This is a genomic window from Methanospirillum sp. (genome assembly GCF_035406105.1).
GTDB lineage: Archaea > Halobacteriota > Methanomicrobia > Methanomicrobiales > Methanospirillaceae > Methanospirillum.
Genome location: NZ_DAONKG010000102.1, coordinates 1 through 8,739, shown reverse-complemented (window position 1 = coordinate 8,739; position 8,739 = coordinate 1). Strand labels below are relative to the sequence as shown.

The 8,739-nt window shown below is 43.3% G+C and carries 10 protein-coding genes; 5 read left to right on the top strand and 5 right to left on the bottom strand.

What is annotated here, in order from left to right; genetic code table 11:
- Positions 1 to 399: 399 nt before the first annotated feature.
- The 3 genes from PLA23_RS07480 to msvR all read right to left on the bottom strand — a co-directional run bounded on the left by PLA23_RS07480 (position 400) and on the right by msvR (position 2,132).
- Positions 400 to 621 carry a hypothetical protein gene (locus PLA23_RS07480; RefSeq protein WP_324474696.1) on the bottom strand — a complete coding sequence of 74 codons (222 nt, stop codon included), beginning with the start codon at positions 619 to 621 and terminating at the stop codon, positions 400 to 402.
- A 124-nt stretch (positions 622 to 745) separates the two neighbouring features.
- A complete protein-coding gene (locus PLA23_RS07475) occupies positions 746 to 925 on the bottom strand; it encodes a hypothetical protein (RefSeq protein WP_324331073.1) in 180 nt (59 codons plus the stop codon).
- 409 nt (positions 926 to 1,334) lie between these two features.
- Positions 1,335 to 2,132, bottom strand: a complete 798-nt coding sequence (gene msvR, locus PLA23_RS07470; protein WP_324331074.1) for a transcriptional factor MsvR — start codon at positions 2,130 to 2,132, stop codon at positions 1,335 to 1,337.
- A gap of 76 nt (positions 2,133 to 2,208) precedes the next feature.
- On the opposite strand from msvR, the gene PLA23_RS07465 reads away from it, so the two are divergent.
- Positions 2,209 to 3,426 (top strand): FprA family A-type flavoprotein, encoded by a 1,218-nt coding sequence (locus PLA23_RS07465; protein ID WP_324331075.1) that lies wholly within the window; start codon positions 2,209 to 2,211, stop codon positions 3,424 to 3,426.
- A 26-nt stretch (positions 3,427 to 3,452) separates the two neighbouring features.
- Here PLA23_RS07465 and PLA23_RS07460 read toward each other — a convergent pair whose 3' ends face one another.
- Positions 3,453 to 4,937 (bottom strand): transglutaminase-like domain-containing protein, encoded by a 1,485-nt coding sequence (locus PLA23_RS07460; RefSeq protein WP_324474694.1) that lies wholly within the window; start codon positions 4,935 to 4,937, stop codon positions 3,453 to 3,455.
- Between the two features lie 182 nt (positions 4,938 to 5,119).
- Between PLA23_RS07460 and PLA23_RS07455 the strand changes: the two genes are divergently transcribed.
- Positions 5,120 to 5,413, top strand: a complete 294-nt coding sequence (locus PLA23_RS07455) for a GYD domain-containing protein (protein ID WP_324331665.1) — start codon at positions 5,120 to 5,122, stop codon at positions 5,411 to 5,413.
- Between the two features lie 133 nt (positions 5,414 to 5,546).
- Positions 5,547 to 6,221: a MarC family protein gene (locus tag PLA23_RS07450; protein ID WP_324474698.1), complete on the top strand. Its 675-nt coding sequence runs from the start codon at positions 5,547 to 5,549 to the stop codon at positions 6,219 to 6,221.
- Here the strand turns inward: PLA23_RS07450 and PLA23_RS07445 are convergent, their stop codons facing one another.
- Entirely contained in the window at positions 6,222 to 6,968 is a 747-nt protein-coding gene (locus PLA23_RS07445; RefSeq protein ID WP_324331667.1) for an MBL fold metallo-hydrolase, read from the bottom strand.
- 163 nt (positions 6,969 to 7,131) lie between these two features.
- Here PLA23_RS07445 and PLA23_RS07440 point away from each other — a divergent pair, with 163 nt between their 5' ends.
- Positions 7,132 to 7,605 (top strand): tetratricopeptide repeat protein, encoded by a 474-nt coding sequence (locus tag PLA23_RS07440; protein ID WP_324474692.1) that lies wholly within the window; start codon positions 7,132 to 7,134, stop codon positions 7,603 to 7,605.
- A 149-nt stretch (positions 7,606 to 7,754) separates the two neighbouring features.
- Positions 7,755 to 8,739: tetratricopeptide repeat protein (locus tag PLA23_RS07435; RefSeq protein ID WP_324474690.1), on the top strand; the 985-nt coding region annotated here is incomplete at its 3' end.

Genomic DNA, 8,739 nt, shown 5'->3' with positions numbered 1-8,739 from the left:
GATCCGGACCATACCCACAGGTTTTTCGCTGTTTCTATATGAGAATTGGGAGACGAAACCGATACAATGAATGCTGATTCTGATGAACCTGACGGCCCTCTTGTGTCCTGTACACCACCTGTTGTAATGGTTGTTGTACTTCGGGTGATATCCGGATACGAATGAGAAACTCCTCCTGACTACGAAGTATTATGTGGTACGGTCAGCGATTATAGGGGAAAGGAATACCCTTTCCCGATTTTCTTCTCATTGTTCAAAATTGTGAGCACAGATATCTGAAACCCGATAATCAAAAAAAGATATGTCATTCCCTCAGTCGGATGATAAATTTCTCATGTCATGAAGGATGATTTTGAAATGATTGGTAACGCCATTCAGAACCTGTCACCGTGTGTCCGCTCACGTGATCCTTTTCAGGTAATCAATTCCGGCATACACAGGAGTGCCTGGTTTCAGGTATATTAATTCTATCTCATCTGGTCCACGTATGGTCCCCAGCGAGATCCCTTCATCATTATCAGCAAGATTATTTTCAGCAATATACACATTCGTGCCATCTGGACTCAGTACGCCTGTGATGACCTTTTGCGTCTCTTCTTTCATTGGTTCCTTTTTAATCATATATCCCATAAAAACCCGGTCGGTCTGATTGGTAATATGAATGAGGATAGCTAAAAACCCCCCTTTCGTGATCGTAAGTTATAAAGTATTTATAAATCCCAATTTGTTGGAAGGGGGTTTTTAGCTATCCTCGAATGGTTAATGTGCCGTCCGGATACTCGATGTATCCGAGATCTTCCCAGTAACCGACCGCGGAACTACTCCAGTTCCCAACAAGATTTGGAATCTCTGCTGCTGATATACTGGTAATATTACAAACCAGGACGATCAAGAAGACGAGGAGAACGAACCATCTGCCCTTCATGACAGATCATTCGAAAAACGGGTTCATAAAGGTATGGATGGAAGAGGAGAAGAAACAGGCCATTATTGTGTATGATATCTGTAACTATTGTAATATTAACCGGGATTTGTCCGGAAAAGGTAGTACATGATTATTCTTGTATCGAAACCCATTCCTCCTTTATATGGTGATATCGGAATATGTGTCCATTCACGTATGTTCTTAAAAATATGCTCCTTGGGTCGCTTGTGATATCCTTTTATGCCGCTTAATCATCCGATGAGCCACTCAAAGGCGATATTTATGAATGTCAAGTACGAGATGGGTATTGCGGGGATTACTGATGACCTCGATCTGGAATGATGAATTTTCATTGCCGACGTGCCTGACTCTCCTGAATTCCTTGAAAAAAAAGAGTATGGTATGTAATTTATCCTTCTAACTCTGGTTTTTTAGGCTCAATAATAAACCTGCAGTGATCATTACCGGCGGAATAACATTCAATTTCGGTTATTCTCACAGGCCCTTTGAGAAAATTTGAGAATATCGCAGATAAAACGCCGATATCAAAGGAGCACGCTCCATGACCAGTAACAGGCAGATCCTCACACTCAAAACAGCCCTGAACCGTAAGAGCAATCGGATCAGACCCGCTCAACGTTACCGACCCAAGACCATGGACCGACCAGAATTCATGCATAGCATGTACCATCTGTGAGAGGTCAGGATCATATACTAAAGGCACAAGAACCCTGCCAATCTCCCATCCGGTTCGTTCAAGGACCGGATCAATATTAATTCCAAGAGCCATTGCCTCTGTTCGAAACACCCGGACTCCCCATCTGAAAAATGATGCAATATCTCCCGGCTCAAATGGAAGTGCGGCTGATTTTTCAATATTTTCCTCCCTGACCACTGCATGACGGTCAAGATTGGTAAGCCGGCCGATGGGGGTAGAAGAAAGTGTCAGGATCTTTTTTCTATTGTCATCCGGGTCAGTTTGTGATGCAATCAGCCCGGTGGATATGAGATCATGCACATGCACTGATATGGTCGATTTTGCCCTTCCGCAGAGGGAGACGAGCTCATCAAAGGAATAATCCCTCTCCTGGAGCAGCTCCAGAATCCTTTTCTTAATCTGGCTGTCGACTGCCATAACCCGATCCCGGGATGAATATAACCGGATGTCCTCATCACCGGTTCGTTCGCCATCACCACGCTCTGCCACATACAGATCTTATCCGGAAGGTTCATATTTGTTCGCATACAATAGAATGTTCGTATCATTACTAACGAGTTGAACTATGAACGCACAGGCATACAAACTGGCTGAAGGAGTATACTGGGTCGGGACCCTTGACTGGGACCTTCGTTCCTATCACGGATATACTCTTGACGGAACGACATATAACGCATATCTTCTCTTTGGGGAGAAGATCGTTCTGATTGACAACGTCTACCCCGGGCACAGTGCACAGATGTGGGGCAGAATTGCGGATGCATGCAGTCGTGAAGGACGGGATCTCCATATCGATATCATCGTCCAGAACCATGTCGAGAAGGATCACTCCGGAGCCCTGGCAGAGATTCATAAAAAATTCCCTGATGCACCTGTCTACTGCACGGAGATTGCAGAAAAGGGGCTTATAAGGCATTACCCAGTCTTACAGGGTGCAGAATTCAGGCATATCAAAACCGGGGACACCCTTGACTATGGGAAAAAGACCCTGGCATATGTTCAGGCTCCCCTTCTTCACTGGCCTGACTCAATGTTCACGCTCCTTGTAGAGGACGGAATTCTCTTCCCGAACGATGCATTCGGCCAGCACCTCTGCTTCTCAAAGCGTCTTGACCGTGAGATTCCTGAGACAGTTCTCATGGATGCGGCACAAAAGTTCTATGCAAACCTCATCGTCCCGCTTTCAGGCCTCTTCCTAAAGAAAGCAACCGAACTGACAAACCTTGATCTCATCAGCAAAGTGAAGATGATCGCCCCCTCGCATGGACAAATCTGGACGGATCCATCAAAGATTATCAATGCATACCTTGGCTGGGCTACCGGGACGCTTATGAAGCAGAAGGTAACCATCGTCTATGACACCATGCATGGATCGACCCGGATGCTTGCCCATGCTCTGGCTGAAGGGGTCATGGCCGGTGGGTGTGATGTGAAGATCTTCAACCTGCACGAGGATGAGCGGTCAGAGATTGTAAAACACATCCTGGAGTCAAAGGGCCTGATGATAGGTATTCCAACCATCAATGACATGCCCTATCCAAGCATCGGAGACCTTATCTATTACCTGAAAGGGCTGCATTTTGAACGGACCGGTGAACGCTATGCAATGACTTTCGGTTCAATGGGCGGAAAAGGCGGTGCTCCGGCCATGATTGCAGATGAACTGAAAACAGCAGGATTCAATGTAACGAAGACCATGGAAGTCGTATTTATTCCCGATGCCAATGAACTGGATCAGGCATTTGATACCGGTCTTGAGATGGCAAAAGCAATAAAAGGATGAAGGGGATTCCAGCCTGATCCCATCTTTTATTCTGCGGTTATATCCTCGAAGGTATATGACGCATAGATCATCCCCAGCATCTCAATATCAGAATCGGAGGATGTGCATACCACTGCCGGTTTCTGATGAACAAAAGTCATGAGAATATCAGGATTTGGTTCTCCACTGAATGACTCATCCACATCGGTCTGGATGATAAACCGGTACGGATCCAGATTTCCGAAATAGAAATCCTTATACTCTTTTGCCTGCTCAGGGGTTGCATTGTAGGCCCAGTCTGCTGCTTCTGCAACAGTCACATCAACAGGAATCCACCCGTATTCGGGGAGATAAAACTCTGCCCAGAAATGAGTGCCCTGATGTCCTGGCACTATCTGATACCCGCCAGGTGCCCGTGCAGGAATGCCGACTGCCCGGCATAATGCTGCAAAGTAGGCACTCTGCGTCCCGCAATCGCCAAATCCGGTATTATGCATAAAGTCAGACTCAGGAATGGGCATAGCAGCAAAGTAACTGTGGGGCACATTGCTGTAGGGAAGTGTATTCAGGATATAGTCATAGATGAGCCGGGCCTGTTTATACGGATTGGTTTCATCTCCCACGATATCATGTGCACGTGCTGTGATTTCCGGAGTTATATTAATATTTGGCTGACTTTTCGTATACCGCAGATACAAGGGATCTGATGTATCGTACATCGGTATTGTTTCAGGATCCAGATCCAGAATCCGGGGGCTTGTGGTCCATGAGACATTCACCGAGACGTTCAGGAAATCATCCCTGAATTTTTCAAGAGGTATCTCCAGATACACTTCTCCGATGGTACCCGTTGTCACCGGTCCGGATACGACATATTCTTCCGGCTGAACAGAGAGCACCTGAACATCTGACTGGCTGTCGATACTGACCGGAAGCGGATACCAGATCTGTAGTGTTCCGGTATCAGGAAGCTGGTCCCGGGGTATGCTTAGAACTCCCGTACCACGGAAGGTATGATTCTGATACAGCGGGTTCTTCTCATCCCGTGGAGCGCTTATATACGGTGAGATCTGATCGAAAAACGGTGATTCGCCAAGCTTTCGGGTGTAATTTTGGCTCAATGTCTTGTTATGATATTGAATATTTCGCGCAATTCCTTCAAAATAATAGACCTGTCCGTCAGACTCAAACTGGATTGAGGCTCCCGGCTCCAAAAATGCCTCCCGTTCATCTGCGGTAAAGTTTGGAAATGCCGTTTGAATGGTCTCATCAGCAGCGGTCCGGTTGAGTGTCATCTCAGCAAACATCCAGCTTATTCGTTTCGCCTGACGGAGAGCTTCTTTCTTTTTTCCCCCGTTCCCCTCCGCGGCATATGCTTCTGAAGCATTCATAAACAAATGATATGCCTGTTCATAGGACCCCTCTGACACCGCATCTTCTGCCTGAAGATAAAGGGTGTCCCCTGGTATTTCAGAGGCACCCATTACCCATACCGGAACTCCTATCAAACCCACGAGAATGCATGCAATCACACACATCCGGTTCCTGTGACTCACTCCCATAGACAAGGTATATGTGATACAATCATTAAATAATGTTTTATTTTAAAAAATCACCAAGAAACCGGCAATTTGGCTTTTCAGACTATCACCGGTTCATTGGTTCTCCAGGATTTCAGCACGAGATTTATATCTGATGTCACCGACTACTCTCCATGCTCACCTTCATCCTGCTTGGAAGACTGACAAATCTTGCCGTTGAACAGACCCGTGAACTTGAGGATCGTGACCGGCGGGCGGCTGAAGTTATCAAAAAGGCCGGAGGGAATCTGGTCTCCCTGTATTACACCTTTGGCCAGTACGATTTTGTTGCGATCATTGAGGCCCCGTCGCAGGAGGTCATGGGACTTATTCTCCTTGAGATTGGCCGGTTTAGTACAGTCAGTTCTGAAACTCTGATGGCACTGCCCCCCGAACAGATGTATTCGCTGATCAAAAAACTACCCTGAATTTTCGTCTTGTTGAGTTATCTCACGATTATTAGGGAGTGACGGTATGTCACGTCTCATTTCAGCACTCGTACCTGCAGGTGATACCGGAAGAATACATCAATATCATGAGTGATATATAAGTGTGGTACAGATGGTTTCAGACATCGGGTATCTGGTTGGAGCAATCGGAACCTTTTTTGCAATCCTGGATCCGTTCGGAAACCTTCCGTTTTTTATCGCATATACCAATACATTAAGCGCACAGGTCAGGAGAAAGACGGCTCTGATCCTGTCGGCATTCATCTTCTTTGCAATGGCGATATTTCTCTTTTCAGGCCAGATGGTTTTAAATTTTTTTCACATCTCTCTTCCGGCGTTTCAGATTGCCGGAGGTATCATTCTCTTTGGCGTTGCCCTCTCAATGATGAGCGGGACCCATACCATTACTATGAACCGGGTTATCTCTGATACCGGAAAAGAGATGCTTCTTGAGAGGAATGAATCGATTTTGCCAAAGATAATCGTCCCGCTTGGCATCCCGCTCTATGTGGGGCCGGGATCTATCGCTGCTGCAATTCTCTTTGGGAGTAATGCACCAACCGAGACTGCCTTCCTCGGAGGGCTTCTTGTTATTCTCGTTATTGTTATCTTCATTACCGTGTTGAACCTGAGCTCGGATGTTATCGGAAAAATCCTCGGAAATCAGGGGATTGAGATCCTGGTCCGCCTGATGGGACTTATCCTTGCAGCGATAGCAGTCCAGCTGACTCTTGAGGGAATCACCGGAGCGATAACAACCATGATCCTTCCGTCTCTCTCTGGATAATTACCGCTTGATGACCATATCATCCATACCGATAATCACATCTGAAAACTGAGGTCCATTATTCCTGATAGAGAGCCGCTGCTCAAGGGAGGTGTAGAGATCGGCGGCAAAATGGACCAGTGCCAGTTGTTTTGCCCCTGCCTCTTGTGCTAGACGAACTGCTACTTCAGGGTTTAAATGAGGCCATCCCGGGTTTTCCTGCCCGGGAAGGTAGGCACATTCGGTTATCAGCAGATCAGCTTCCTTCCCCAAAGTCAGAATACCATCACAGGCCCCGGTGTCGGTGCAGAATGCAATAATCTTTCCCAAGTTAAACCGGTACCCGAAGACCGGCTGGGTATGGACCAGGAAAGCAGTTGTGACCGGAAAACCACAATCATTTCTCCCTTCTGCAAGTTCGGTGATGGTGACCGGAAATGGTAGTTCATGTATCGGGATGGTGTAGGGATATCCGATAAAATCAGCAAGTTTTTGTACACCGGGCGGGCCATAGATGGAGAGCCCCCTCTCGAACCTGCACCTGGCCAGGGTATGCAACCCGGATATATGATCCAGATGAAAATGGGAGAAGAATAAGAAGGCCGGTTTATCTATGACCGGATACCTCTCAGGTATCTTTGAAAATCCCTCACCGGCATCGAGAATGATGAAGTGGTCAGGGGTGTCAATGGTGATACAGGTGGTATAACCGGTTTTGGAGGTGTACCATCCGTTTGTTCCGAAAAAGACCAGAGTGATTTCGCTCATGCTGTCATGAGTATATCAAACCCGTAAGCAGATATAAGAAGTGATCATAAGTTTTCCAGAAAAGAACAATAAAAAACTAAATAATATTCTTGTGATTTTATATATCCTATTCAAAAAATAAAATCAAAAAACCCATATAGGGTTATGAGAAAATAAACATTCAATGAATAAGCCAATATTATCAAAAGTTTATTCATTCATGAATTGTAACAAAAGTTATTATATCGCTTTTTTCATCCTCTTCAATGGATGTGTTTATTGCTTCCTACCAAGCGAGAATAACCAGAAGGATGATTCATATCACCAAATAGAGGAGTTGTTTCTGGATTCAAATTTCAGATGTAATTTTGAAGAGGATATTTACAATAATAAATCTGTTTTGGATAAATCTATTGAATATAACAATATTGGATATGAGTTATTTATTTCTGGTGACAAGGAAGGAGCATTGAATTACTTCCAAAGAGCAAAGAATGAAGATACAAATAATCCGGTGGCCCTATCTAATTATGCCTTGGTGTCGGGATCACAATTGGCGTTATATGATGTTTGTGCCATTGATACCCAATATGGAGCAAAAATCACTGTGATAAACGCCCAGAATAAATTAATGCAAGATATCGAAAATATAGAATAAATATAATTGGTAAAAATCTCAAATGAGATTAAAAAATCCGTTGATGTTACTCATGATAAGAAAATTATATAGAGATATTTCTTGCAAATTGTTTATCACGAGTAAAAAATACCCTTCGAGATCTTCTCAAATAGAAAAAAGTGAAATCTATGTTATTTCTTAATATCTCATCTAAAATTAAAAAAATATTCATTTCTCTCATTTTTATTTTCACATTTGCTACACTACCAGTATCAGGTTTACTTTCAGAAGATTTAGCAATACAGGGTAATTATTTTGAAAAAAACGGAGAATATGAAAAAGCCCTCGAATGCTATAGTCAGGCAGCAGCCAATTCAGAAGATAAAATTTATAAATATGATCAAATGAAATTAAATTTAGAATATCAATTAGGGCGCTACAAAGATGCAGAAAAGACTCAAAAAATTATTAATAAAAAAACTAGTGGTAATGAAAACTGCTATAAGGGCTTAGAATTTTATGGAACTTTTGCTAGAGGTATATCATTAATAAATTCTTATGACCTAGACGAGGCAATAAAAGAGTTTAAAAAAGCTTTAGATTACTGTCCTTTTGATACTGATACACAAATTTTAATTGGCTATTTAAGGGCAAAAAAAGAGGGCAATGATGTTGCACTGAAATATCTTGAAAACCAAAACCTCATCAGCGGGATATTGTGGAAACAAAAAGGTGACCTTTTAAGAGATATGCTTCGCATTGAGGAGGCAAAAAAAGCGTATCAGGAAGCATTAAAAAGAGACCCTGAATTGGATGAGGCAAAAAAGGAATTAAATAAACTCAATAAAGATCTAGATGAATCATCAAAAAACCAACAAACTCAATCACAAGAAGAAAAAATTCTCCCAATTAATAAGGAAAGACCCACATTTAACAATCCATCTTTTTCTCAAAGCATAAGTAATTATATTGATAAATTAACTCCTTCATCGATTCAACAAAAACCAGATAATATATCTCAAAGGGAAAATTATGAATTAAAGGAGATTTCATTTAGAGAAACTTTTGATGAGATTTCCGTCCCTGCTGAAGCCGTTGAATGGAACCAAAAGGGTGTGAAAGCATATAATCAAGAAAATATTAATTATGCCATCGAGTGTTTTGATAAAGCAT

Excerpts from the sequence above, each read along its gene's own strand:
- PLA23_RS07465 (WP_324331075.1), top strand. The coding sequence starts at position 2,209 with ATGAACGCACAGGCATACAAACTGGCTGAAGGAGTATACTGGGTCGGG.
- PLA23_RS07440 (WP_324474692.1), top strand. The coding sequence starts at position 7,132 with ATGAATAAGCCAATATTATCAAAAGTTTATTCATTCATGAATTGTAAC.
- PLA23_RS07455 (WP_324331665.1), top strand. The coding sequence starts at position 5,120 with ATGCTCACCTTCATCCTGCTTGGAAGACTGACAAATCTTGCCGTTGAA.
- PLA23_RS07475 (WP_324331073.1), bottom strand. The coding sequence starts at position 925 with ATGAAGGGCAGATGGTTCGTTCTCCTCGTCTTCTTGATCGTCCTGGTT.
- PLA23_RS07445 (WP_324331667.1), bottom strand. The coding sequence starts at position 6,968 with ATGAGCGAAATCACTCTGGTCTTTTTCGGAACAAACGGATGGTACACC.
- PLA23_RS07450 (WP_324474698.1), top strand. The coding sequence starts at position 5,547 with ATGGTTTCAGACATCGGGTATCTGGTTGGAGCAATCGGAACCTTTTTT.
- PLA23_RS07480 (WP_324474696.1), bottom strand. The coding sequence starts at position 621 with ATGATTAAAAAGGAACCAATGAAAGAAGAGACGCAAAAGGTCATCACA.